This window comes from Betaproteobacteria bacterium (genome assembly GCA_016720925.1).
Classification (GTDB): domain Bacteria; phylum Pseudomonadota; class Gammaproteobacteria; order Burkholderiales; family Usitatibacteraceae; genus UKL13-2.
Genome location: JADKJR010000036.1, coordinates 262,954 through 286,082 on the forward strand (window position 1 = coordinate 262,954; position 23,129 = coordinate 286,082).

The following is a 23,129-nucleotide window of genomic DNA, read 5'->3' on the forward strand; positions in this document are numbered from 1 at the left end:
ATTGGTGGGCGAGTTGAAGTCAGCCTGCTAAGGCGAAGGTACACGGCCCTTGTCTTTACCTGCTTCGAGTTTCCATACCACCAGATAGCCCGCGCCCATGAAAATGGGAATCAGGCCGAGGCTCCACGGACCATCCGACTGGACCATGAACAGCGCGAGGCCCGCGCCCAGTGCCAGCAACACCACGCCACGGCGCAGGTCAGAAAACGGCTCGTCGGCCCCCATGAAAAGTTCAGGCGGGACCGGCTGGCCCTTTTCTGCCAGGCGCAACGCGGTTTCGTGAATCATTCGCGTTTTGCGCGATTTGTACCAAAGTATCAGTCCAATGAGAGCGACCGGAGCGCAGATTCCCAAGGTGATTGCCAAGCCCGCAATGATCGTGTGCCCGAAATCCATTTCTGTCTCCTGAGTCAAAGTTGCGTTAACGTTCACCCTATGACGCAGCCAACGCAGGTTTTGGATTTGTCAGGCGGACATTTCGGGTGACACTGGAATCATATTTGGGGTCTTTTCGGGTGTGGGCAGCTCGCGCATCTCACCCAGTGGCGACCATTTCAGCAACACCAGCCCGAGCAGCAGTCCGCATCCGCCGCAAATAGCGATGGTCGGACGCAACCCCAGCCACGTGCCCAGTACACCACCCAGCAATGAACCGGCCGGCGCAAGCGAAACCGAAATAAAGATCAGGGTGGACGTAACACGTCCGCGCAGATGCCCCGGTGTGGCGGCCTGCCGAAGCGACAGGTAGTTGATAAAGAACAGCATCGCCCCGAGGTCCATCAGGAACAGCGCCGCGCCCAACTGCAGCGCCACCCATTCATTTACGATCACGCCGGCCACCGCGAGCCACGCGAGCCCGGTCATCGTCAATCCGATGAGCATCACGTAGCCCACACCAAAACGACGATTCAGCCATTGACAGGTCGCAGACGCCGCTAGAAAACCGACACCGGCAATCATGAACAGCGCGCCAATCTTGCCCGGCGAAAGTGCCAGGTCGCGGGTCGCGTACAGAATGACAATGGCGAGGTAGGCATGCTTCAGAATGTTCCAGATCATCAGCGTGAAACCGATCGAGCGCAATACGGCGTGGCCCAGAATCATTTTCAGGCCTTCCTTGGCATCGGTCCAGATGCCGGCCAGCGCGGCATCGCGTTTGCCTGAGGCGCGCAGCTTTGGCGCATCGCTGTCGTGCGGCGGAATACTCCGCAACATCCATGCGGAGGCGAAAAACGACATGGCATCAAGCAGTATGGCGAATGGCGCGGTTAGCCAGTGAATGATGGCGCCCGCGATGCCGGGGCCGATCAACGACGATGCCGAATCCGACAAAGCGATTCCCGCGTTGGCCTCGACCAGATGTTCGTTGCCGACGCGCTCGGCCATGAAAACCTGATATGCGGCCCAACCGATAATCCCGCCCACGCCGACCAGAAATCCCACGACATACAGGACCGACATCGACAGGAATCCGAGCCACGCCGCAAGCGGTACCATCGACAACGCGAGGCCACGACCGATGTCGGCAAGAATGATCAATCGCAGTTTTCGCGACCGGTCAATCAATACGCCGGTAAACAGGCCGAAGAGCGTGTACGGCAATGCCTCCACGGCGGTGAGAATGCCCATTTCAAGTGGCGTTGCGTTTAGCAGCAGGGCTGCTGTCAACGGCAAGGCGAGGAACGTCACCTGCCCGCCGAAATGGGTGATGGTCAGCGAAATCCACAGCGTGCGGAAATCGCCATTTCGCCAGATACTGCCGACGTACCTCTCCCACCAGCGACGCTGATGTAAATGCGGGGTTGCTATCTGTTGCGGATTGTTTTGCTTGTTCATTATTTTTCCAACAGTCTTTTGGCACACGGGTCATGAAAAAATGTGCGCTGATTGGCCAGAAAGCGATGAGGCCAATCCAAATTTAAAGACGGGGAAGTCAAACTTCCGGTTTGTTCCCCGCCACGTGAATCCGGCGAGGGCATCAAGGGATGCGACCGGACTAGTGCTGAGCTGCGTTGCCGTGCATAGGGCAGCGGTGCGGTGCGGTGTCGCGCGGAGATGATGAAGGGGAATACAGGGTATCGAAGCAATCCCATCCACCGTGCGCAGTGACACCGCGGGCGACCGTGAAAACCGGCAACGCGCGCAGTGCGAAACAATTGCGAATGTGGGACATCTGGAACACCTCGTGAATCAAGCCCGATGCCGGAATGTTAACGCAGTTCGCAAAAACTCGCAAAATCAGCGTGCGGGCGTGAGGAAGCGCGGGATGCAAACATCGCTTCCTTCGCAGCCTTGCAGGCAATTTGTCATTGGCTTGAACGCGATTCACTTTCTGCAATGTGATCGCGCCGTTACGCGCCGTTGCGTTATACCTGCGCGTTTTCAGCTAAAGTCGCGGCATGAAATCCAATCCAACTTCATCCTGGCTCGGTTACTGTCGCGCGGGCTTCGAGCCTGATCTGGCCGCCGAGCTGTCCGCCTTGGCCGGGGCGACACCCTCCGCGATATCAGCCGTGCCATCCAGCGGCTATGTGCTCGCCACGTTTGCCGGGCGGGATGTCAGGAAAGCCCAGTCGCAATTTACCTGGGCCGGGCTGGTATTCGCGCGTCAGTTTTTGCGTTCCCCGGCTGAACCGATTGCGCTGCCCACCAACGATCGCGTGACACCGATTCTGGATGCGTCGAAAGCGTTTCTACAAACATTTGGCGTCGAGAAAATCAGCGCGTTACGCATCGAATATCCCGATACCAACGACGGGAAAGCGTTGTCGAAGCTGGCACAGACGCTCGAAATACGCATCGGCAGTCAGTTGGCAAGCGCCGGCCTGATCGACGACAAGAACGCCGCGCTGCCAAGGTTGCACGTCTTGCTGACGCCCGAACGTCAGGCATGGCTGGGTGTTTCCGACCCGGGTTCGTCGTCGGCATGGCGTAACGGCATTCCGCGCCTGCGCATGCCGCGCGACGCGCCCAGCCGCTCGACGCTGAAGCTTGCCGAGGCGTTCCACGTTTTCCTGGGCGATAGCGAGGATCGCCTGCTGCAATCGGAAATGCGCGCCGTCGATTTGGGCGCCGCGCCGGGCGGCTGGACCTGGCAATTGATTCATCGCGGCCTGCATGTCACCGCCATTGACAACGGCATTCTGCGAGGGGAATTGGTCGACAACGCGCTGGTGCGGCATTTGCGCGAGGACGGATTCCGCTATCGTCCGCGCAAGCCCGTCGACTGGATGGTCTGCGACATGGTGGAGAAGCCGGTGCGTATCGCCCAACTGGTGGCGATGTGGATGCGTGAAGGCTGGACTGACCGTTGTATTTTCAATCTCAAGCTGCCCATGAAAAAACGCTTCGAGGAAGTCGAGCGTTGCCGCGCGATTATTCGCGAGGCGCTGGAAGCGAACGGGCGGCCATTCGAATTACGCATCAAGCAGCTTTATCACGATCGCGAGGAGGTAAGCGGATTCTGCCGCTACATCCCACGATCCGAGCGCGATTGAGGATCAAAAAAAGATAGCGCAAAGAAGGGCGCCGTGAACGTGCCCTTTTACCTGACGGATCAGGAAATTGCTAATTCGCGGCCTTGAATCCCACTTCGGTATCAAACGTACGGCCGTCCGCGCCGGCATTGAATTTCCATCGCCCGAGGGCGGACCTTACCGAGCGATCGAAAACGCGCTCTGGTTGCGCCTGCAATATTGCAACGTCCGTTACGTCGCCGGCGGCGCTGATGGTCATGCGCGCGCGCACTGAGCCGCTTTCAATTCCTGCCCGCATTGCGTCGCGCGGAAATTCCGGTTGCTCACGACTGATTACGCTCACGACGGGAACCGTATCCTGCTTTGGTGCGGGTCTTGCCGTAGGCGCCGAACTGGCAACGACATTGCTGGGTGGCGCCGAGGCGGAGGCTGTGGCTGGGGGAGCGGGCGTTGGTGAAGGTGTTGGAACAAGTGTTTGTGCATTTGTTGGCACAGGTTGAGGCGCGGGCTGCTGAGGTGCCGCTTCGGGCGCGGCGGCGGCGTTTTCCCGGGCGGCTGGTTTTGGGTCGGCTGCGTTTGCAGGAACGGGTCTCGACGATACGGGGGCCGGCTCGATGCGCGCCGGGGCGTCCTTGAGCGATTTCAGGTCGGCCATGTAGTCGACCGTTTTTCGGGGCACATAGAAATCGGGCTGCGTTTCCTGTTTCTGCAGAACGGCGGCCAGGCGATCCGCGGTCGTCGGAATCTTTTCGCTTTTTCCGCATCCGGACAGGCTGCCGATTGCGGCAAATCCGTACAGGAGCGACATCGACCAAGCGGTGAATCGCGCGGGCTTGAAGTGGTGTGTCAAGTCATGCATACGCTCTCCTTCATAACGTTTTCATGCAATCGAACCGCGCGGCTCAATCGGCAGGGACGCGCGCAATCCAAAAAGTGTCCTATTTTGCCGAAAATTCCGTTCAATCGTGGATGACGACAGAATGCACCCGTGCGCGCAGGCAGGATCAGCCCCCCCGGAGCTGAATCCAGGTTAGCGCGAAGGCCTCGCGACGATGGTAAACATCGCGTAAAGATTGTTCTCAAGATCCGATATGACTTCGCCTTTGTCATTCCGGTCCCATTTGAGCGCGCGACCCATATTGCGCGCCATGGCATTATCCTCGACATTGAGTGCCAGAACCTTTAATCCTGCCTTCTCATACTGTTCACGCGTATAGGGTGAACGAGCATCCGCCTGTGGGTTGTACGCCGCCTGCGCCGCAGGCGGCTTCGGGTACAGGTTATAGATGATCAAGTTGCCACCGGGAACGAGTGTGTTGTAGATCGCCTTCAAGAAACTGTCGTCGCTGACGCCGAGTTCAATCTGCCGGCGTTTGCCGATCTTGTGTTCGGGCTTGATGTAGCCCTTCTTCAGCGTGTTCTTGGACAGTATCAGGTCATACCCCCGGCCGACGCGTTCAACTATCTTCGGGTCTTTTGGCCACTGACCATGCGCCAGGGTAATGCTGCCGGCATTGCCTCTCCACATCCCTGCGGCGGATGTCACGGCGCCCTGATCCCGCCCGGATGAGTAGAGCGCGCGAAGATAGCTGTCGGCGTCAATGCCGGTCACGTCCGCGCCCAGGCTGGCCAGCAGCCGAAGGTGGCCAATGCCACCGTAGCCAAAATCCAGAATGCGTTTTCCCGCGACGTCGCCGATTCCGTTGGATGCCGCCAACTCCAATGGTCGCAAGTAGGCGAGGGGTGAGCCATATTTCGTGAAGTAATAGCGGTACTCATCGAGTTGAATTTCCGCGAGCTTTTTCTGGGCAGCGACCGGGAGTGCGGATTTTTCGGCGCCGGAAAAATATTCCCGCGTCACTTCATTGACGTAAACGGTGCGCGGCGAAATGGAAGGCAGCGCGTGGGTGGCGTCGAGAAACTTTCGCGTCAACGGACTCTTCGCGAACGCCTGCAATGCCGCCGCTTCATCGACAAGCCGCTGCAGGACGGACGTGGCAGCGGGCTCGCGCGACGTGGCCGGTGAAGTTGCGTCCGAACTGGGTCGGCCACCGGGGCTTAATGATGGCAAGCGTCTATTCGCGCAGCCCGCCATCAAGATCATCACTACCGCCACCAGCAGTCCGGTGCAGGAAAACGTGCGGCAAATGTGGATCGCGATCCTTGGCATGCAGTGGGCGTCAATGAAACGAAGGGCGCTCATTGTAACGTTCGCGGGCGTTGAAATACGTAGGCCGTTTAATTCCGCCGTCGTAAACTCTAGCATCGGCGGGCTTTATAGGCCGAAATGCCGCCAAATCCCGCGCCAGTTCTGGATTTTCATTTGCAAAATAAAATGCCGGGCACCGCCCGGCATTTTCAAGACTTGCACGATTGCGTTCGACTTCGCGTATTTACGCGGCGACCAGCTCACGCAACACATACGGAAGAATTCCGCCGTGCAGGTAATAGTCCACCTCGATCGGCGTGTCGATACGCAGCAGCACCTTCACGTCCTGCCTGCTGCCGTCCTTCCGTCTGATGGTCAGGGTGACATCCATTTGCGGTTTGACGCCGTCTTCAACGCCGACAAGATCAAATTCTTCCGTGCCGGTGATGCCAAGTGACATAACGGTATCAGAGCCCTTGAACTGGCAGGGCAATACGCCCATCCCGACCAGGTTGGAACGGTGGATGCGCTCGAAACTTTTCGCGATCACGACTTTGACGCCGAGAAGTTGCGTGCCTTTCGCCGCCCAGTCGCGTGAAGAGCCGGTGCCATATTCCTCGCCGCCAAATACGATGGTGGGCGTGCCCGATGCCATGTATTTCATGGCGGCGTCGTAAATCGGAATTTGTTCGCCGGTGGGTTGATAGATCGTCAGGCCGCCTTCAACCCGCGAACCGTCGTTCTTCGGCGGAATCATCAGGTTCTTGATGCGCACATTCGCGAACGTGCCGCGCATCATCACATCGTGATTGCCGCGCCGCGCGCCGTAGCTGTTGAAGTCGGCTTTCATCACCTTGTTGGCGATGAGATATTTGCCGGCGGGCGACGTATCCTTGATCGACCCGGCCGGTGAAATGTGATCGGTGGTGACCGAGTCGCCAAACACGCCGAGCGCCTTCGCGCCCCGGATGTCATGCGCCTTGCCAGCGCTCATGCCGAAATTGGCGAAGAAGGGTGGCTCGGCAATGTAGGTGGACGTCGGCCAGTCGTACACCTGTCCCTTGGTGCCCTTGATGTTTTGCCATAGCGGATTGTCCGCGCCCAGATTGGCGTAGCGCGTATTGAATACCACCGGATCCATCGCGAAGCCCATGACGGCGGCGATTTCGTGGCTGGTGGGCCAGATGTCTTTCAAATAGACCGGGCCGGCGGTGCCTTGGCCAACGGGCTCGGTTTGTAGATCTTTCAACACGCTGCCCGCGATGGCATACGCCACCACCAGCGGTGGCGAGGCGAGGAAATTGGCGCGCAGGTTCGGATGGATGCGCGCTTCGAAATTGCGGTTCCCCGACAGCACCGCGGCGCATACCAGATCGTTCTTTACAATCGCTTCATCGATCGGTTCGGCCAGCGGCCCGGCGTTTCCGATGCAGGTGGTGCAACCATAACCGGCCAGATAGAAACCGAGCTTTTCCAGATACGGCAGCAATCCCGCCTTGGTGAGGTAATCGGTCACCACGCGCGAACCGGGCGCAAGCGAGGTCTTGATATGCGGCTTCACTGTGAGTCCTTTTTCAACCGCCTTCTTCGCGAGCAGGCCGGCTGCCAACAGGACGCTGGGGTTGGACGTATTCGTACAAGACGTGATTGCCGCGATCAGTACATCGCCCGAGCCGAGATCCACGCCGTCGGTCGTCAGGAAGCGCTTGGTGAGATCTTCCGCGACCTTGGAGAAACCATTCTCAGCGGGCGGCTTTGAAAACAGCGACGCGAACTGCGATTTCATGTTGCCGAGTTCAATCCGATCCTGCGGACGCTTCGGGCCTGCGAGCGACGCCTTGATTGTGGTGAGATCCAACTCGACGGTGGTCGAGTAATCGCATTCGCCGGCCATTGGTACGCCGAACATGCCCTGCGCCTTGAAGTAGCTCTCGGTTTTATCGAGTTCGTCCGCAGTGCGGCCCGACGCACGGAAGTACTCCATCGTGGCTTCATCGACCGGGAAGAAGCCCATGGTCGCACCGTATTCCGGCGCCATGTTGGCGATGGTGGCGCGATCCGGTACGCTCAGCGCGCGCGCGCCTTCACCGAAGAACTCCACGAACTTGCCGACAACTTTTGCCTTGCGCAACATCTCTGTCACGGTCAAAACGAGATCGGTTGCCGTGGTGCCTTCGGGCATCCGGCCTTTGAGATTTACGCCGACGACATCCGGCGTGAGGAAATATACCGGCTGGCCCAGCATGGCGGCTTCGGCTTCGATGCCGCCCACGCCCCAGCCCACCACGCCCAGGCCGTTGATCATGGTGGTGTGGGAATCGGTACCGACGAGACTGTCAGGATAGAGAACGCCATTACGGTCAAACACGCCGCGCGCCAGATATTCGAGATTGACCTGATGCACGATGCCGATACCAGGTGGGACGACTTTGAAGGTGTCAAACGCCTGCATGCCCCATTTCATGAATTGGTAGCGTTCCTGGTTGCGCTGGAATTCAAGCTTCATATTGATGTCCAGCGAATCCGGCGAGCCATAGCTGTCGATCTGCACCGAGTGATCGACCACAAGATCCACCGGCACCAGCGGCTCGATCACCTTGGGATTCTTCCCCATCTTGTTGGCGACTCCGCGCATTGCCGCCAGGTCAGCAAGCAACGGCACGCCGGTGAAATCCTGCAACACAATTCGTGCCACGACAAAGGGGATTTCATCGGTGCGCGCCGCATTCGGCTGCCAGCTGGCGAGCTGCTTGATGTGTTCCTCGGAGACCTTTTTCCCGTCGCAATTGCGCAGCACGCTTTCCAGCACGATGCGAATCGATACCGGCAGGCGTTTCACATTGGGAAACGTCTCCGCGAGTTTCGGCAGCGAATAGTAGTTTGCGGTCTTGCCGGATTTCAGCGTCAGCGTTTGGTGCGTGTTGTGCAGGTTGTGCGGCATGTTGGATCCTTTAGGGAAGGGCGCGACCAAGTGGCAAAGCGGGGTAGTCACTTGGTGGGATAGGTGATTTTAAGGCCTTTGAAATGATTGCGGTAACAACCTGCTCATGTTCAAAGTAAGCGATAACCGTTTTTGACGGCAATTGGGAAAATCCGTACTGGACAGGGTGGTATTGCCTCCCTTTCAGGCTAAGGGAAAGTGTTCCTTAGTTACCGAATAGCCGAACATCTGCCAGGCTATGCCTGCGTCACTCATTCTCGCCTCGGATAACAATATCAAAGGACAAGCAAACCAAACTCAAGTATAGAAGCGCCTTTTCAGCCACTATTGCCATGGAAGCCCCGCCAGTGCTGGCGTTTAACTTCCAGATTGGCGTGCCTAGGAGAAAAATGCCTGATTGGCCGCGTCATCGATGTCGACGCCGGTCACTTTCGCTTTCTGCAACAGTTCCCAAAAGTAGCGGTAGGTCGCGCGGTCGTGCAACTCGCCTTTGTACTGGATTGGCCCCCAGTCGGCAGCCTGCGCGGCTAGCAGGATGTTCGCGGCATCTTCGACTTCTGAGTGATCCGGCTTCATCGCGTCCACAATGGCGCTGATCTGCGCCGGGTAGATCGACCACATGCGCAGAAAGCCGAACTCGAAGCGTGCGCGCCGCGCGTCGGCCAACACGACTTCGCTGTTCTTGAGGTCCAGGCACACGTTATGCGCGGGAACGACGCCGTTGGCCAGTGCCGCAGCAACCACTTCGGTTTTGGCGCGTACCAGAAGACGATGTTCAAATTGCCCGGGAGAACGCATCGCCGACGCGGGAATTGCGCCGTGGTGCCCGGAGACAAAATCCATCAAGCCGAAATCCAGCACCTGGATACTGGGCAGCGCGGCGATCTGGTGCACATCACGCAGCGCGCCGTGGGTCTCGACAAGTACGTGGGTCGGAATTTCGCGTCCCGCGCCAGTTTTTTTTGCCACCGACTGGATGTAGTCGATCATTTCTTTTGCTTCGGCAAAGGAGGCATTTTTCGGGATCGTGATATATGAAAGCACCTTGCCCGCGCCGCCGACCAGAATATCCACATCCTGCTTCCACAAGCCCATGCGAATAATCATGAATCCGCGCGCCAGCCATCTTGTGTTTGTTGGCCTCCGAGGTGAGGACGCGAACAATCATTTCCGCGTGGGCTTTTTCCTGGCCGGCGGGTGCGCCGTCTTCGCAATCGCAAGTGATGTCAAATACCGGCCCGAGCTTGTCCTGCAGTTCCAGTGCCTTACCAATGAGTTTTTCGCTGCCGGCGAAGTGCTCGCACGAGGGAATGACCGGGAATGGTTTTTCGCCGGCGAACAGGGCTTGTGAGGGATGGACCGCTTTGCTCATGAATGCTCCAGGGAGGTATTGACGATGCGTGGAACGAGTACCGTGTAATCGAGATCGAGAACGACAGTCTCGGGGAGTTGTGGATTGGTTGCGTCGATTTCCGCTGGCGCCGCGTTCTTAATACCTAGCAATCGAACGCGCATCGCACCAAGATCCGGCCGCAGCGGAATTTTTTCGACGATGACAGACTTGGCGTACAAGGTGTCGCCGGCAAACGATGGGTTGGTGTGGCTTCCACCGTTGATGGCGGCAATCGAAATCACATTTTCCAGGCCATCGTAGGACAGCGCGCGGCAGATCGAAATGATGTGACCGCCGTAAACCAGTCGACGTCCAAACCGGCTGTCCTTCATGTGGTGCAGGTCAAAGTGTACGCGCGCGGTATTCTGGTAGAGCTTTGTGGCGAGGGTGTGATCGCTCTCATCCAGCGTCATGCCGGCGGGATGATTGATGACTTCATTGATCCGGTAGTCGTCCCAGAATCGGGTCGAACCGGTCACGGCTGACGTGAGGCCATCCGGCTGTAAAAAGGCAGGAACGGAAATCGACTCGGTGGCGGCCGACTTGTGCAACATCGGCAATACGGTATCGGGAACCGCAGTAATGTCGGCTGATTTCTTTAATACCATCACCCAGCGCACCCAAGTGAGAACCATGGCGTCGTGCTGGTTGAACGCCGACGAGCGCACGTACACTACGCCGGACTTGCCGTTGGAATTCTGTTTGAGACCGATGACTTCCGATTCGCAACGAAGCGTGTCCCCAGCGTAGACGGGTGCGACAAACCGGGTCTCCGCATACCCCAAGTTGGCGACGGCATTCCAGGAGATGTCGGGAACCGTTTTGCCAAAGGCGATGTGAAACACCAGCAGGTCGTCGATCGGAGCGGAAGTGTGTCCCAGCGCCCCGGCGACGGTTACCGCGCAATGCGGTGCATGGCGCGCACCTGTGAGCGCAATGTAGAGGGCGACGTCGCCGGCGGTGATGGTGCGCGGCGTGGCGTGGACAAAAGTCTGCCCGACGCGATAGTCTTCGAAAAAATAGCCAGTAAGGGGGCGCATGTTGGTTTGGGTCAGGCGGCCTCGAGTTCCCTGATCATCTCGACCAGGGCCAATAGCCGTTTGGATGCATTCACATGATGTCCCTCTATCAGGCGACCGTTAAGCATGATGGTGCCGCGGCCTTCGCGATGTGCTTGTCCCAAGGCGTCGATCACCTCATTGGCGAGCGCGATTTCAGAGGGTTTGGGCGTGAATGCGTCATTGGCGTAAGGCAGTTGATTGGGATGCACCAGTGATTTGCCATCGAAGCCTAGATCGCGTGACAAACGGCACGCGAGCTCGAAAGAGTGCATGTCCTTGATATCCACACTGATGCCGTCGACCATGGCGCGCTTGTAGGCTCGCGCCACCAGCAGCACATGCGACAGGGAGTAATGCAGCGCCAGCCGATCCGGCGTCTTCCTGCCATGCAACTGCGTGAGAAGGTCGCTGGTTGCCATGATCATGCAGGCAATGCGATCTGACGAGGATGCGATTTCTTCGGCCCGCAGTACCGCGATCGGACTCTCTATCATGACCATGATCGGCATGTGCGAGCCGCCGGCCTTGTCGAGGACGTCAAGCGCTTCGATTACATCGGTCTTGCTTTCGACATTCGGGAACAGGATCGCGTCGGCGCCAATGTCGGCGACTGCCTTGATGTCGTCGATTCCCCATGGCGAATCGAGGTCATTGACGCGGATCACCTTTTCGCGGCGGCCAAATCCGCCTTGCAGCAGAGCGTCGACAATCTGAGTCCGCGACTCCTCCTTGTTTTCAACCAGCACTGAGTCACCGAGGTCGAAAATCACCGAATCGACTTTCAGCGTGCGCGCCTTGTTCAGATATCGCGGCGCACAACCAGGAACGTAAAGCATCGAACGGCGGGGGCGAAGGTAGGGTGTCATGTAGGGTTGCTCTGGAGAAATAATCATGAAGAAATCCTGGGGCGCGATCGAATCAAATTGCTGCGCTGCGACATACAATAATATTATGCTGGAAGATAAAGGCTGTCAACGGACTTATATCTTATATAAGATATGTGAGTTGCTATTTCCTTGTGGTACGATAAATAGGAGAAAAAATGTCCGTGTCCGCCATGCCCGCGCTACCCACATCGTCCGCGTCACTGTCGACAACTTCAGCGCCGTCGATCTTGTCCGGTTCGCCCAGCTTCCAGCCACTCTACGAACAGATCAAGATTCTGCTGACGCGCAGTTTGATTGCCGGCGAATGGAAACCTGGCGAGGCGATTCCCTCAGAGATGGATTTGGCCGTTCGCTATCAGGTGAGCCAGGGCACCGTGCGCAAGGCGATCGATGCGCTAGCGGCAGAGAATATCCTGTTCCGGCGGCAAGGCAAGGGCACTTTTGTGGCGACCCACACCGAGCCGAATCACCAGTACCGCTTTCTGCGGATCACCCCCGACAAGGGCGAAAAAATTCACCCCAAGACGACCTTTATCGACGTCAAGCGCTGCAAGGCGAATGGCGAGGTCGCCCGGGCACTCGATTTGAAAGTGGGCGCGCCAGTCACGGCGATTCGGCGGATCCTGGTGTTCGCGGGCAAGCCGGTCATACTTGATGAAGTGGTAGTGCCTTCGCTCATGGTTCCTGATCTCACGATCGAAAAGATCCAGCAATCGCAGGGCTCGATCTACAGCTTCTTTGAGACGGCGTATGGCCTTCGCATGATCCGTGCGGAAGAGCGGCTGCACGCGGTTGCGGCTGACGCGTTTTCAGCGCGACATCTGCTGGTGAAGACCGGCGTACCGCTGCTTTGTGTGGACCGCATCGCATATACGTATGGTGACAAACCGGTGGAGTGGCGGCGCGGACTATGTCTGACAGACGGATACTCTTATTACAATGAGCTTGCCTGAGCGAGCTCTCTGTCTGATGCGATAGACTTATTTGGCGAGTATTCCGGTGAGCGCGTCCGTCAACCACTGATTGAGGCTTTTGCCCTCTGTTGCCGCGGCGACCATCGCGGACGCATGAACTTCAGCGGGAAGGCGCAGCAACAGTTTTCCCGACGCGGGCTTCTCCGGTTTTTGCCCCATCCTCTCGCACTGGGCCAGGTAATGATCGACGGCAAATTCGAAATCGCCGCGCAACTCCTCGACACTGGCCCCGTGAAACGCTATTGGCACGCTCATGCCAAGCAAACGGCCGACGAAAACCTCATCCTTTGATTCGAAATCGATGCGGGCCGTATAGCTGCGGTATTTCATGATATTCAACATGTGCAGATTGGCAGTCTTTGTAGCGTTAGGCTTTTCAAATGATATCAAAGTTTGATATCAAAATAGTATTTGTGTTGGTAACCTGAATTTTTGTTGTCCTGCCGCGATTTTGGATCCGGAATTTTCCATTCAAAACAATATGTTATTTTCAACTCGAACGAGAACTTGAGCCATTGTCACGCTGATGCGCAAGTTCCACTTGTTGCTTTGCAGCACAATAATATTAGGATTAAAATCTTGGGGCCTTCCGATATTTCCGCATTCCCGCGCGTTGAGATTGTTTCAATGCCTGCCTTACCAATTGTCTAGTCAGGGACAACAATAAGGAATCCCAATATGTCCACCGTGCCACGTACCCCCGCCGCGCGTCCAAAATATGTCGATGTCAACATGTTGCATCTGCCCATTCCCGGGTTGGTGTCGATTTTTCATCGCGTTACCGGCGTCGTCATGTTCCTGTTCCTGATTCCGGCGGTACTGTTTGTGCTGCAGTGCACCGTCGGGTCGGAAGACGGATTCAATCGATGGAAGTCGTTCTTTTCCGAGCCGCTTGTGAAAGTGGTTTTTCTCGGTTTTGTCTGGGCCTACATGCACCATTTTTTTGCGGGCATTCGTTACCTGCTGCTTGATGTGCATATCGGCATCGACTTGGCGCCCGCCAGGATGTCAGCCAAGATCGTGATGGCGATGGGGCTCATTGCGACCGTCCTGATCGGAGTGCGCATATGGTAAAGAAAGCGGACCGCACACCGGTTGGTGCGCATTACGGCTGGCAGGATTGGCTCGCGCAGCGCGTCACTGCCGTGATCATGTTGCTGTTCAGCATCGTTTTTCTCGGCTTTTTCATGGTCCATGGCTCGGTTGGTTTTGCCGATTGGCGAGCGCTGTTCCACTCGCAACTTTTTCGCATACTTGCGCTAATTTTTCTGTTGTCGGTGTTCTATCACGCGTGGATCGGCATTCGGGACGTGCTGATGGACTACGTCAAACCGGCCGGTATCAGGCTGACCATTGAGGTCATGGCGCTGTTGTATCTCGCGGCCTGTTCGATCTGGTCCGTTTCCATATTGTGGGGAAGCTAATAAATGGCTCTCAATGTTCGCAAATTCGATGCAGTGGTCGTCGGTGCCGGTGGTTCAGGCCTGCGCGCCGCGCTGCAGCTTTCCAACGCCGGCCTGAAAGTTGCCGTGCTGTCAAAGGTTTTTCCAACGCGTTCGCACACGGTCGCGGCGCAAGGTGGCGTCGGCGCCTCGCTGGGCAATATGGGTGAAGACAACTGGCACTGGCACATGTACGACACCATCAAGGGATCGGACTGGCTGGGTGACCAGGATGCCATTGAGTTCATGTGCAAGACGGCGCCGGAAGCGGTGATTGAGCTCGAGCATTTCGGCATGCCCTTCGATCGCAACGACAACGGCACGATTTACCAGCGCCCGTTCGGCGGCCATTCGCAGAATTTCGGTGAGAAACCGGTACAACGTTCGTGCTGCGCTGCGGATCGCACCGGTCACGCCATGTTGCATACGCTGTATCAGCGCAACGTATTTGCCAATACCCAGTTTTTCGTCGAATGGATGGCGCTGGACCTGATCCGCGATCATGAAGGCAATGTACTGGGTGTGACCGCGCTGGAAATGGAAACCGGCGAAACCATGATTTTTCAGGCCAAGGCGACGCTGTTTGCCACCGGCGGGGCAGGGCGTATTTATGCGTCGAGCACCAATGCGTTCATCAATACGGGCGACGGACTGGGCATGGCGGCCAGAGCAGGAATACCGCTGGAAGACATGGAATTCTGGCAGTTCCATCCGACCGGCGTGGCCGGTGCCGGCGTGCTTATTACCGAGGGCGTGCGTGGCGAGGGCGGCATCCTGTTGAACAAGGATGGCGAACGTTTCATGGAGCGCTATGCACCGACCATGAAAGATCTCGCTTCGCGCGACGTGGTGTCACGCGCCATGGCGACCGAAATCAAGGATGGCCGCGGCGCAGGTCCCAACAACGATTACATCCTGCTGAAGCTCGACCATCTCGGACCGGAAGTGATCAACAAGCGCCTCCCGGGAATTCGCGAGATCGCGCTTAAGTTCGGCAACGTCGACTGCACCAAGGAACCCATCCCCGTGGTGCCGACTTGCCATTACCAGATGGGCGGCATTCCCACCAATTACAAAGGTGAAGTCGTGGTGCCGAAGAATGGCAACCCGAATTCAATTGTGCATGGTTTCTATGCAGCCGGTGAGTGCGGTTGTGCGTCGATCCATGGCGCCAACCGGCTCGGCACCAATTCGCTCACGGACCTGCTGGTGATGGGGAAATCATCGGGTGACTCGATGATACGGTTCATCAAGGAAAATAATTCGCACAAGGATTTGCCGAAAGATGCAGGCGACTATTCGATGTCGCGCATCGCGCGTCTCGATGGCCAGAAGAATGGCGAAGGCGTGCACGAAGTGGGCGACGCGATGCGGCAGACCATGCAATTGCATTGCGGCGTGTTCCGCTTTCCGGAAATGCTGGAAAAAGGCGTGACCAAAATAAAGGAAGTCGCCGAGCGCGCAAAATCGATCCAGATTGGCGACAAATCGAAGGTATTCAATACCGCGCGCATTGAGGCGCTGGAACTTGAGAATCTGATCGAAGTGGCGGTCGCGACAATGGTGTCGGCGGAAGCGCGCAAGGAAACGCGCGGCGCCCACGACCGGGCGGATTTTCACGATCGTCCGGGCTTCGTCAATGGCCGCGACGATGACAACTGGCTAAAGCACACGCTCTGGTACAAGGAAGGTAACCGGCTCGACTACAAGCCCGTGAATCTTCAGCCGCTCACGGTCGAATCGTTTGCGCCAAAAGCGCGTACCTACTAGCCCGCACCGACTAATTCTTCCGGATCCAACATGAAATTTCAAATTCTTCGCTACGATCCCGACCAGGACCAGAAGCCGTATTTCAAGGAATACGACATTCAGCTGGAGCCGTCGGACCGCATGTTGCTTGACGCGCTGATTCGCATCAAATCCATCGACGACACACTCGCGCTGCGGCGATCCTGCCGTGAGGGCGTGTGCGGCTCCGATGCGATGAATATCAATGGCAAGAACGGCCTTGCCTGCGTCACCAAAATTTCCGAGTTGAAGGAACCGGTGGTGCTAAAGCCGCTGCCCGGCCTGCCGATCATTCGCGACCTGATCGTCGACATGACGCAGTTCTTCAAGCAATACAACTCGATCAAGCCGTTCGTCATCAATAATGACCCTCCGCCCGAAAAAGAGCGCCTGCAATCGCCGGAAGATCGCCTTGAGCTTGACGGTCTTTACGAGTGCATTCTCTGCGCCTGCTGCTCGACCTCGTGTCCGTCCTTCTGGTGGAATCCCGACAAGTTTGTTGGTCCCGCCGGCCTGCTGGCGGCTTACCGCTTCATTGCCGACACCCGTGACCAGGCGACCAATGAACGTCTCGACAATCTTGAAGATCCATATCGCCTGTTCCGCTGTCACACCATCATGAATTGTGTGGATGTCTGCCCGAAGGGCCTGAATCCTTCCCTCGCCATCGGCAAGATCCGGGAAATGATGGTCAAGCGCGGGATTTAGCCCGGAAAGATTCCCCCAGACCGGTGCTTGGATCGTCTGGCAATTACTTATTTACTACTTACTTCACGGAAAAGGAAAAGCCCACTTGTCTTGTTGTCAATCGTCTTTGTCGGCGCCGTTTGATTTGGGGCCACAATTACCGCACGCCCGATATCAGGCGAAGCACGATTGGCGCCTCGCATTACCCGCTATCTGTTTGTTCCAAATCAACCCGCGGCCCCTTTCAATGATGAAGAATCTGGGGTAGCCGGGATGATTGAAGCCGGTGACGAAAGAGCCCTTGAACGCCTCCGCTGGAAGGCGCGAAGGGGTCTTTTGGAGAACGATATTCTGCTCAGCCGGTTTTTCAAGACGGAATTGGTTCTGCTGTCGGTGGCGGAATTGAATGCACTGGACGAATTGTTGCTGCTGGATGACAACGATTTGCTGGATCTGCTGATGGGTCGGAGGGTTAGTGAGGATGCACGCTTGGCGCCATTGATTGCACGAATACGAGCCGCGTAGCAAAGTGGGTGCGGCTCAAGACACTACGTGCCGGTTGAAGAGCGTGTCCATTGTGGGAAACATTTTCTACTGTAGAGGAGTGCGAAATCATGAATGAAAAAGGCAAAGCAACCCTGTCTTATGGCGATGGCAAAACCATAGACCTTCCCGTATACGGCGGCTCGCTTGGGCCCGATGTCATCGACATCCGCAAGCTCTATGGCCAGACCGGCATGTTTACCTACGATCCGGGCTTTTTGTCGACTGCATCGTGCAAGTCGACCATTACCTTTATCGATGGCGACAAGGGTGAGTTGCTGTATCGCGGTTACCCGATTGAGCAACTGGCGAAGAAATGCGATTTTCTGGAAACCTGCTATCTCCTGCTGAATGGCGAATTGCCCGACGCAGCCCAGAAAGCGGATTTTGTTGGTCGGGTCACCGATCACACCATGGTGCACGAGCAAATGCAGTTTTTCCTGCGCGGCTTCCGGCGCGATGCGCATCCAATGTCGGTCATGACCGGCCTGGTCGGGGCCATGAGTGCGTTTTACCCGGATTCGATCAACCTGGCTGACGCCAAACAGCGGGAGATTTCCGCGATTCGCCTGATCGCCAAGTTGCCAACGCTGACCGCGATGGCCTACAAGTACACGGTTGGTCAGCCGATCGTCTATCCGCGCAACGATCTTTCCTACACCGCAAATTTCATGCGCATGATGTTCGCGGTCCCGGCTGCCGACTACAAAGTCAATGACGTGCTGGTGCGTGCGCTGGACCGGATCTTCATCCTGCACGCCGATCATGAACAAAACGCGTCGACTTCAACCGTTCGCCTGTGCGCATCGTCCGGCACCAACCCGTTCGCGGCAATTGCCGCTGGCGTGGCATGTTTGTGGGGCCCGGCGCATGGTGGCGCCAACGAAGCGGCGCTCAGCATGCTCTACGACATCCAGCGTGATGGTGGCGTGGCCAAGATTGGGGAGTTCATTGCCAAGGTCAAGGACAAGAATTCGACCGTGCGCCTGATGGGTTTCGGCCACCGCGTTTACAAGAATCGCGATCCACGTGCAACGCTGATGCGCGAGACCTGCTACGAAGTGCTGAACGAACTCGGGTTGGGTGACGATCCGTTGTTCAAACTGGCGATGGCGCTGGAAAAAATTGCGCTGGAAGATGACTACTTTGTCAGCCGCAAACTCTATCCCAATGTGGACTTTTATTCGGGTATCGTGCAGAAAGCAATCGGCATTCCGGTACCGCTGTTCACCGCCATTTTTGCGCTGGCGCGCACGGTGGGCTGGATTGCACAATTGAACGAGATGATCGCCGATCCAGAGTACAAGATAGGGCGTCCGCGGCAGCTTTACTCCGGGTCGCCGCACAGGGATGTAAAAAGATAAGCTGAAGTACACTGAAAACCACCGTTCGCGCGGCGCTCACCGAATCGCGCGGCGTCAGTCCGGACAAGCGCTAAAGCGCAAGTCCGGGGGCGGTCGGGAGGTGGGTTTCAGGTAGTGCCAGGCTAGCAAGATCAAGCACTGGTGCGCCTCTCAGGTCAATAATGGCCTGTGAGCCGCACCAGTGCTGTAGTTTTAGGGGCCAAGAATGCAACGGCGGCAAACAGAGGTGGCGTCATGATGCGAGAATTCCAGCAAGGCAGTGCTTTCTTTGGCGCCAACGCGCCTTACGTGGAGGAACTGTACGAACAGTATTTGGCCGATCCTGCATCGGTTCCGGAAAACTGGCGCAAGCAGTTCGACGGACTGCCCAACGTTGCAGGTAATAAGGCGCCGGATGTCGCGCATACACCGGTCATTGAAGCCTTCGCGGAACGTGCCAGGCAGGGCGGCGGGCGCATTGCTTATGTGAACGTCGGCGCGACGCAAGGCGCGGCCAACGACGACAAGCGCTCGCAGAAAGTACTGCACTTGATTCGTGCGTACCGTGTGCTGGGTTCACGCCATTCGCAACTGGACCCGTTGAAACGCAGCGAACGCATGCCGGTGCCCGAACTGGAACTCGCGTACTACGGCCTGACCGAGGCGGACTACGAGGCCGAATTCACCATGGGTTCGTGGCAGGGCCGCATCAACGGGCAGACGGAGCGGGCCAAGCTGAAGGACATCGTCGCCGCCATCAAGAAGACCTACTGCGGTTATGTCGGCATCGAGTACATGTACATCAATTCGACCGAGCAGAAACGCTGGATTCGTGAGCAGTTTGAATCGATTCAATCGCAGCCAACGCTCAATACCGAGGAAAAACAGTTCCTGCTGGAGCGCCTGACGGCCGCCGAGACGCTGGAAAAATATCTGCATACCCGCTATGTCGGGCAGAAGCGTTTTTCGCTTGAAGGCGGGGAAAGCCTGATTCCGCTGCTGGACGACATCATCCAGGTCGCTGGTGGACAGGGCGTCAAGGAAGTGGTGCTCGGCATGGCGCATCGCGGCCGCCTGAATGTGCTGGTCAACAGCCTTGGCAAATTGCCGGCTGATCTGTTCTCCGAGTTCGAAGGCAAGCATGCGCATGACCTGGGCTCGGGTGACGTCAAGTATCACCAGGGGTTTTCCTCGGACATTCAGACCAAGGGCGGCGGCGTGCATCTGACGCTGGCGTTTAACCCATCGCACCTGGAGATTGTCAATCCAGTGGTTGAGGGATCCGTGCGTGCCCGGCAACATCGGCGCAACGACCACACCGGCAAGGAAGTGCTGCCGATGCTGGTACACGGTGATGCGGCTTTTGCCGGTCAGGGCGTGGTAATGGAAACCCTGGCCCTTTCACAGACGCGCGGTTTCAAGACTGGCGGGACGGTGCACATCGTCGTCAATAACCAGGTTGGATTCACCACCTCGGATACGCGCGACTCACGTTCGTCATTGTATTGCACCGACATTGCCAAGATGATCGAAGCGCCCGTGTTCCACGTCAACGGCGATGACCCCGAGTCGGTCCTGATGGTCGGGCGCATCGCGCTCGAGTACCGCATGAAGTTCGGCAAGGACGTCGTTATCGATATGGTCTGCTTCCGGAAGCTGGGGCATAACGAGCAGGACGAGCCGTTCGTCACGCAGCCGCTGATGTATAAGAAAATTGCCCAACATCCGGGTACGCGCAAGCTTTATGCGGACCGCCTCGTGGCGGCTGGCACGATCGCTCCAGGAGATGGCGACGACCTTGTCACCAATATTCGCGCGCGCCTGGATGCGGGCAAGAGCACGAACACAAAAATTCTTTACGGCATCAAGCCGCCGCTGGCCGTGGACTGGGCGCCGTATATCGGTCAGGGATGGCGCGCACCGGCCGATACGCGCGTACCCATCGACACCCTGAAATTCTATGCCGAACGATTAACGCAGATCCCGTCCGATTTCAAATGCCACATGTCGGTTGAGAAGTTGCTGGAAGCGCGTCGCAAGATGGGCCGGGGCGAATTGCCGCTCGATTGGGGCATGGCGGAGAACCTCGCGTACGCCTCGCTAGTCGCAACCGGCCACCCGGTGCGCATGAGCGGACAGGATTGCGGGCGTGGCACGTTCGCGCATCGCCACGCCGTGCTGCATGACCAGAACCGCGAGAAGTGGGATTCCGGCATCTACATTCCGCTGCAAAACATCGAAGCCGGACAGGCGAAGTTTGTCGTGATCGATTCGCTGCTATCAGAGGAAGCGGTGCTGGCATTCGAATATGGCTATGCCTCCGCGCAACCGTTCGAGCTGGTGATCTGGGAAGCGCAATTTGGCGATTTCGTCAACGGCGCGCAGGTGGTGATTGACCAGTTCATCGCCAGCGGCGAAACCAAATGGGCGCGGCTGTGCGGCTTGAGCCTGTTCCTGCCGCACGGCTACGAGGGCCAGGGTCCGGAACATTCATCCGCGCGCCCGGAACGTTTCCTGCAACTGTGCGCGGAACACAATATTCAGGTGGTGGTGCCATCCACAGCCGCGCAGTTGTTCCACATGATTCGCCGGCAGTCCTTGCGCGCGACGCGCAAGCCGCTGATCGTGATGATGCCGAAATCGCTGTTGCGCAAAAAGGAAGCCGGCTCGCCACTGGAAGAATTGGCCAATGGCAAATTCGAGGTGGTGATGAGCGAAACAGAGAAGCTCAACGCCAGGAAAGTGAAGCGCCTGATCTTCTGTTCCGGCAAGGTGTATTACGACATCGTTGCCGAACGCGCCAAGCGTGCCATTGACGACATTGCCGTGATGCGCATCGAACAGCTTTATCCGTTTCCTCACGAGGAATTCGCGGAACAGATCGCGCTCTATCCAAATGCGAAGTCGGTGGTATGGGTGCAGGAAGAGCCGGGCAACCAGGGCGCGTGGCATCGCATCCAGCACTACCTGCTGCGGAACATGCGCGCCGATCAGACGCTGAGCTACTCGCTGCGTCCTTCTTCCGCGTCACCGGCGGTCGGTTACGCCGCCAAACACGCCGAACAGCAGAAGGAGTTGGTTGAGGCGGCGCTGACCTGGGAAAGCGCGGCGGCGAAAAAATCCTCCGTGGCGCAGATGGGGGCGTTGGCAAAGCTCGTGGAATAGTCAAGTAATACACTCCTTCTCCAACGCGAGAGGGAGCCAGTCAGATAAAGGAAGAAAACATGCAGATCGAAGTCAAAGTGCCTACGCTTTCCGAATCGATTACCGAAGCCACGTTGGTCACCTGGCATAAGCGCGAGGGTGAAGCCGTCAAGCGCGATGAAAATCTGATTGATATCGAGACCGACAAAGTGGTGATGGAGTTGCCCGCACCGGCAGATGGCGTCATCGTCAAGATCATCAGGGCCGATGGCAGCACCGTGACGGCGGGCGAAGTGATCGCGATGATTGATACCGAAGTCAAGGCTGCCGCGCCGGCGCCCGCGGCGGCTTCTGTCGCCGCCGCCCCGGCCAAAGCTGCCGTGCCCGCCGCAGGCGCTGCGGCAAGTCCCGCTGCCGCCAAGATTGCCGCCGAGAACAGCGTCAACACGAATGACATCGCCGGGTCCGGGCGTGGCGGACGCGTGACCAAGGAAGATGTTGTCAACAAGGTTGCCGGCGCCCCCGCCGCCGTTGCCGCGCCCGCCGTCGCCAAGCCGGCACCCGCCCCTGCCGTGCAGCTACCGGCCGGTGACCGCACCGAGCAGCGCGTGCCGATGACCCGCCTGCGCGCCCGCATCGCCGAGCGCCTGCTGCAATCACAAGCGACGGCCGCCATCCTCACCACGTTCAACGAAGTGAACATGGCGCCGGTGATTGACCTGCGAAATCTTTATAAGGACAAGTTTGAAAAGACGCATGGCGTGAAACTGGGTTTCATGTCGTTCTTTGTGAAGGCAGCCGTGCATGCGCTGAAGAAATATCCGATCGTCAACGCCTCGATCGATGGCAATGAAATTGTCTACCATGCTTACTACGATATTGGCATCGCCGTCGGCTCGGATCGCGGTCTGGTGGTGCCGATCCTGCGTAACGCCGACCAGATGTCGATTGCCGATATCGAAAAGAAAATTGCCGAATTCGGCCAGAAGGCCAAGGAAAGCAAACTGACCATCGAAGATCTGTCCGGTGGCACGTTCTCGATTTCCAACGGCGGCGTGTTTGGCTCGATGCTGTCGACGCCGATCATCAATCCGCCGCAGTCGGCAATTCTCGGCGTGCACGCCACCAAGGAGCGCGCGGTGGTGGAAAACGGGCAGATCGTGATCCGTCCCATCAACTATCTCGCCATGAGTTACGACCATCGCATCGTCGACGGCCGCGAAGCGGTGCTGTCGCTGGTGGCGATGAAAGAGGCGCTGGAAGATCCGGCAAGGTTGTTGCTGGATATCTAGTGCCCAATT

General features: G+C 57.5%; 18 protein-coding genes and 1 pseudogene. 10 read left to right on the plus strand and 9 right to left on the minus strand.

Going from position 1 to position 23,129, the window contains the following annotated elements; all coding sequences use genetic code 11:
• Positions 1 to 27: 27 nt before the first annotated feature.
• Both IPP88_23950 and IPP88_23955 read right to left on the minus strand, forming a co-directional pair.
• Positions 28 to 396 carry a hypothetical protein gene (locus IPP88_23950; protein MBL0125581.1) on the minus strand — a complete coding sequence of 123 codons (369 nt, stop codon included), beginning with the start codon at positions 394 to 396 and terminating at the stop codon, positions 28 to 30.
• Positions 397 to 465: 69 nt separating this feature from the next.
• On the minus strand, positions 466 to 1,836 hold the full coding sequence (locus IPP88_23955) for an MFS transporter (GenBank protein MBL0125582.1): 1,371 nt from the start codon (positions 1,834 to 1,836) through the stop codon (positions 466 to 468).
• Between the two features lie 563 nt (positions 1,837 to 2,399).
• On the opposite strand from IPP88_23955, the gene rlmM reads away from it, so the two are divergent.
• Positions 2,400 to 3,497, plus strand: a complete 1,098-nt coding sequence (gene rlmM, locus IPP88_23960; GenBank protein ID MBL0125583.1) for a 23S rRNA (cytidine(2498)-2'-O)-methyltransferase RlmM — start codon at positions 2,400 to 2,402, stop codon at positions 3,495 to 3,497.
• Between the two features lie 70 nt (positions 3,498 to 3,567).
• Here rlmM and IPP88_23965 read toward each other — a convergent pair whose 3' ends face one another.
• From IPP88_23965 to IPP88_23990, 6 genes and pseudogenes are all read right to left on the minus strand, one after another.
• Positions 3,568 to 4,335 (minus strand): energy transducer TonB, encoded by a 768-nt coding sequence (locus tag IPP88_23965; protein MBL0125584.1) that lies wholly within the window; start codon positions 4,333 to 4,335, stop codon positions 3,568 to 3,570.
• Positions 4,336 to 4,506: 171 nt separating this feature from the next.
• Positions 4,507 to 5,646: a hypothetical protein gene (locus tag IPP88_23970; protein ID MBL0125585.1), complete on the minus strand. Its 1,140-nt coding sequence runs from the start codon at positions 5,644 to 5,646 to the stop codon at positions 4,507 to 4,509.
• Between the two features lie 223 nt (positions 5,647 to 5,869).
• Positions 5,870 to 8,566: an aconitate hydratase AcnA gene (gene acnA / locus IPP88_23975; GenBank protein ID MBL0125586.1), complete on the minus strand. Its 2,697-nt coding sequence runs from the start codon at positions 8,564 to 8,566 to the stop codon at positions 5,870 to 5,872.
• A gap of 378 nt (positions 8,567 to 8,944) precedes the next feature.
• A pseudogene (locus IPP88_23980) lies at positions 8,945 to 9,938 on the minus strand (CoA ester lyase).
• Positions 9,935 to 10,999 (minus strand): MaoC family dehydratase, encoded by a 1,065-nt coding sequence (locus tag IPP88_23985; protein ID MBL0125587.1) that lies wholly within the window; start codon positions 10,997 to 10,999, stop codon positions 9,935 to 9,937. Before IPP88_23985 ends, IPP88_23980 begins: the two are co-directional and overlap by 4 nt.
• Before the next feature lie 11 nt (positions 11,000 to 11,010).
• Entirely contained in the window at positions 11,011 to 11,886 is an 876-nt protein-coding gene (locus IPP88_23990) for a CoA ester lyase (GenBank protein MBL0125588.1), read from the minus strand.
• Between the two features lie 191 nt (positions 11,887 to 12,077).
• On the opposite strand from IPP88_23990, the gene IPP88_23995 reads away from it, so the two are divergent.
• Positions 12,078 to 12,860: a GntR family transcriptional regulator gene (locus tag IPP88_23995; protein MBL0125589.1), complete on the plus strand. Its 783-nt coding sequence runs from the start codon at positions 12,078 to 12,080 to the stop codon at positions 12,858 to 12,860.
• 27 nt (positions 12,861 to 12,887) lie between these two features.
• Here the strand turns inward: IPP88_23995 and IPP88_24000 are convergent, their stop codons facing one another.
• The gene (locus IPP88_24000; protein ID MBL0125590.1) at positions 12,888 to 13,223 is read right to left on the minus strand and encodes a type II toxin-antitoxin system HicB family antitoxin; all 336 of its coding nucleotides are present in this window, start codon (positions 13,221 to 13,223) and stop codon (positions 12,888 to 12,890) included.
• Positions 13,224 to 13,559: 336 nt separating this feature from the next.
• Here IPP88_24000 and sdhC point away from each other — a divergent pair, with 336 nt between their 5' ends.
• The 8 genes from sdhC to odhB all read left to right on the plus strand — a co-directional run bounded on the left by sdhC (position 13,560) and on the right by odhB (position 23,120).
• Complete coding sequence (sdhC, locus tag IPP88_24005; protein MBL0125591.1) at positions 13,560 to 13,955, plus strand: succinate dehydrogenase, cytochrome b556 subunit; 396 nt, start codon at positions 13,560 to 13,562, stop codon at positions 13,953 to 13,955.
• Positions 13,949 to 14,305, plus strand: coding sequence for a succinate dehydrogenase, hydrophobic membrane anchor protein (gene sdhD, locus IPP88_24010; protein MBL0125592.1), 357 nt, complete (start codon positions 13,949 to 13,951; stop codon positions 14,303 to 14,305). The genes sdhC and sdhD overlap by 7 nt, the downstream gene beginning before the upstream one ends.
• A 3-nt stretch (positions 14,306 to 14,308) precedes the next feature.
• A complete protein-coding gene (locus tag IPP88_24015; GenBank protein ID MBL0125593.1) occupies positions 14,309 to 16,093 on the plus strand; it encodes a succinate dehydrogenase flavoprotein subunit in 1,785 nt (594 codons plus the stop codon).
• A gap of 30 nt (positions 16,094 to 16,123) precedes the next feature.
• Positions 16,124 to 16,819, plus strand: a complete 696-nt coding sequence (locus IPP88_24020) for a succinate dehydrogenase iron-sulfur subunit (GenBank protein ID MBL0125594.1) — start codon at positions 16,124 to 16,126, stop codon at positions 16,817 to 16,819.
• Positions 16,820 to 17,071: 252 nt separating this feature from the next.
• Positions 17,072 to 17,323, plus strand: a complete 252-nt coding sequence (locus tag IPP88_24025) for a succinate dehydrogenase assembly factor 2 (protein MBL0125595.1) — start codon at positions 17,072 to 17,074, stop codon at positions 17,321 to 17,323.
• A gap of 89 nt (positions 17,324 to 17,412) precedes the next feature.
• A complete protein-coding gene (gene gltA, locus IPP88_24030; GenBank protein MBL0125596.1) occupies positions 17,413 to 18,705 on the plus strand; it encodes a citrate (Si)-synthase in 1,293 nt (430 codons plus the stop codon).
• Between the two features lie 234 nt (positions 18,706 to 18,939).
• A complete protein-coding gene (locus tag IPP88_24035) occupies positions 18,940 to 21,849 on the plus strand; it encodes a 2-oxoglutarate dehydrogenase E1 component (GenBank protein ID MBL0125597.1) in 2,910 nt (969 codons plus the stop codon).
• 59 nt (positions 21,850 to 21,908) lie between these two features.
• Positions 21,909 to 23,120: a 2-oxoglutarate dehydrogenase complex dihydrolipoyllysine-residue succinyltransferase gene (gene odhB, locus IPP88_24040; GenBank protein ID MBL0125598.1), complete on the plus strand. Its 1,212-nt coding sequence runs from the start codon at positions 21,909 to 21,911 to the stop codon at positions 23,118 to 23,120.
• Positions 23,121 to 23,129: the final 9 nt, after the last annotated feature.

Bases quoted from the DNA above. Each gene is read 5' to 3' on its own strand.
- IPP88_23950 (MBL0125581.1), bottom strand. From the start codon at position 396: ATGGATTTCGGGCACACGATCATTGCGGGCTTGGCAATCACCTTGGGA.
- IPP88_23955 (MBL0125582.1), bottom strand. From the start codon at position 1,836: ATGAACAAGCAAAACAATCCGCAACAGATAGCAACCCCGCATTTACAT.
- rlmM (MBL0125583.1), top strand. From the start codon at position 2,400: ATGAAATCCAATCCAACTTCATCCTGGCTCGGTTACTGTCGCGCGGGC.
- IPP88_23965 (MBL0125584.1), bottom strand. From the start codon at position 4,335: ATGCATGACTTGACACACCACTTCAAGCCCGCGCGATTCACCGCTTGG.
- IPP88_23970 (MBL0125585.1), bottom strand. From the start codon at position 5,646: ATGCCAAGGATCGCGATCCACATTTGCCGCACGTTTTCCTGCACCGGA.
- acnA (MBL0125586.1), bottom strand. From the start codon at position 8,566: ATGCCGCACAACCTGCACAACACGCACCAAACGCTGACGCTGAAATCC.
- IPP88_23985 (MBL0125587.1), bottom strand. From the start codon at position 10,999: ATGCGCCCCCTTACTGGCTATTTTTTCGAAGACTATCGCGTCGGGCAG.
- IPP88_23990 (MBL0125588.1), bottom strand. From the start codon at position 11,886: ATGACACCCTACCTTCGCCCCCGCCGTTCGATGCTTTACGTTCCTGGT.
- IPP88_23995 (MBL0125589.1), top strand. From the start codon at position 12,078: ATGCCCGCGCTACCCACATCGTCCGCGTCACTGTCGACAACTTCAGCG.
- IPP88_24000 (MBL0125590.1), bottom strand. From the start codon at position 13,223: ATGTTGAATATCATGAAATACCGCAGCTATACGGCCCGCATCGATTTC.
- sdhC (MBL0125591.1), top strand. From the start codon at position 13,560: ATGTCCACCGTGCCACGTACCCCCGCCGCGCGTCCAAAATATGTCGAT.
- sdhD (MBL0125592.1), top strand. From the start codon at position 13,949: ATGGTAAAGAAAGCGGACCGCACACCGGTTGGTGCGCATTACGGCTGG.
- IPP88_24015 (MBL0125593.1), top strand. From the start codon at position 14,309: ATGGCTCTCAATGTTCGCAAATTCGATGCAGTGGTCGTCGGTGCCGGT.
- IPP88_24020 (MBL0125594.1), top strand. From the start codon at position 16,124: ATGAAATTTCAAATTCTTCGCTACGATCCCGACCAGGACCAGAAGCCG.
- IPP88_24025 (MBL0125595.1), top strand. From the start codon at position 17,072: ATGATTGAAGCCGGTGACGAAAGAGCCCTTGAACGCCTCCGCTGGAAG.
- gltA (MBL0125596.1), top strand. From the start codon at position 17,413: ATGAATGAAAAAGGCAAAGCAACCCTGTCTTATGGCGATGGCAAAACC.
- IPP88_24035 (MBL0125597.1), top strand. From the start codon at position 18,940: ATGATGCGAGAATTCCAGCAAGGCAGTGCTTTCTTTGGCGCCAACGCG.
- odhB (MBL0125598.1), top strand. From the start codon at position 21,909: ATGCAGATCGAAGTCAAAGTGCCTACGCTTTCCGAATCGATTACCGAA.